Annotated in this window: 3 protein-coding genes; 2 read left to right on the top strand and 1 reads right to left on the bottom strand. The window is 63.0% G+C overall.

The features are described 5' to 3' along the window. The first annotated feature begins 60 nt into the window (after positions 1–60). Complete coding sequence (locus tag ACYVDE_RS22375) at positions 61–138, top strand: heavy metal-binding domain-containing protein (protein WP_460503746.1); 78 nt, start codon at positions 61–63, stop codon at positions 136–138. Positions 139–307: 169 nt separating this feature from the next. After that, the gene (locus ACYVDE_RS22370) at positions 308–520 is read left to right on the top strand and encodes a heavy-metal-associated domain-containing protein (protein ID WP_460503745.1); all 213 of its coding nucleotides are present in this window, start codon (positions 308–310) and stop codon (positions 518–520) included. 212 nt (positions 521–732) lie between these two features. On the opposite strand, the gene ACYVDE_RS22365 is transcribed toward ACYVDE_RS22370, so the two are convergent. Next, the coding region (locus tag ACYVDE_RS22365) for a T9SS type A sorting domain-containing protein (RefSeq protein WP_460503744.1) at positions 733–1,553 on the bottom strand (821 nt) is incomplete at its 5' end.

The following is a 1,553-nucleotide window of genomic DNA, read 5'->3' as shown; positions in this document are numbered from 1 at the left end:
CCGGCCAAGCCCGCGGCCGCGCCAGCTACGCCCGTGGCCGAAGCCCGCTACGAGTGCCCGATGGGCTGCGCGGGCAGCCAGAGCAACAAGCCCGGCAAGTGCCCGGTATGCGAGATGGAGCTGGAAAAGAAGTCGTAGCGCCAGCACCTGGCAAACGCCGGTGCGGCCATAATTACGCAGGTTTTTGCGCGGATTATGTGCGCGCCGCGGCCGGTGCTGGCCGTAGTTTTGCGTAGCTGCCAGAGTCCTCTCGGGCAGCGTTTTCGACGCGCGCTACGGCGCCTGTTTCCTCTAAATCTCATTCGATATGGCTACGCTTCAATTCAAAACCACCATCAACTGCGGCGGCTGCATCAAAGCCGTAACGCCCGCCCTCAACCAGGCCGTGGGCGCCGGCAACTGGCAGGTCGATACCGCCAACCCCGCCAAAATCCTCACCGTGACTTCCGACCAAGCCACCGCCGCGCAAGTGGTGCAGGCCGTGGAGGCAGCCGGCTTCGAGATTCAGCCCGCGGCATAAAATGCGGCTGGTATTCATAAAAAAGGGCGACCCCAGTGCGGGGCCGCCTTTTTTATGAAGAAGCTGTTTGGGAGTCTTAATAACTGCCTGCACGATGTAGAGACGCATATTTGCGTCTCATCGTTGAACGACATTTGGCGAGCGATGCACACGACAAGACGCAAATATGCGTCTCTACGGCAGTAGTCCTATTTCCCAAACAGCTCAATATTCTACTCTACCACCAGCTGCCGGCTGGTCGTGAGTTCGCCCACTTGCAGCTTCAGCAGGTACATGCCGGCGGGCAGGTTTTCCAGCGTCAATTCCTGGCGTCCGGTTTGGCGGGCCGTTACCGTGCGCACGCACTGGCCCAACGCGTTGTACACGTTCAGCAGCACGGGTTGGGTGCCGGGCACGGTGTAGGCCAGCGTGGCAGCGGCAGGAGCGGGGTTCGGAAATACCGAAACATCCAGCGCTTTATCGGCGGCGCTGCGGGTGGCCAGCACGCCGGTGCCCAGCTGAAACGCCACATACTGATTGCCGGGAATGGCCGTGAAATCGGGGTTGGCGCCCAGCGCTGTGGTGCGGCCGGGGATGGTCGGGATGATGTCGGTGAGGAATACGCCGTCGGCGTCGGTGTAGCCGGCAAACAGCTCGATGCGGCTGCCCGCGCCCACCGACATGCCCGCCGCGCCCAGCGCCGCCAACGGAATCTCAATTTCCAGCCCCGAGTTGCTGGTGTTGGCCGTGAGGGTAGGGGTGTTGAAGTAGGCGAAGCGCGCACCGCCCAGGTCAAGCGTAGCCGGGGCCACCACTACGCCACCGGTTTTGGTGCCCGCGCCAATATAGGTGTCGTTGCCCGGCACCACGGGTCCGCTTGTGACATATGACACCCGGCTGAAATACACGTCGTTGGCCGTGGCCGAAGTCGGGCCCACCGACACGCGGAAGCCATAATCAGCCTGCATGTCGAGCGTGGGCCGGTGCTTGAGCGGCGAGGGCCCGTTGTTGCCGCCAAGAAGCTGCTGGCCGCCCGCCGCGCCGGCATGAAGGA

The sequence above is a fragment of the Hymenobacter agri genome (assembly GCF_054778495.1).
Note: the sequence above shows the minus strand (reverse complement) of the source record. Positions and strands in the feature narration are given on the sequence as shown.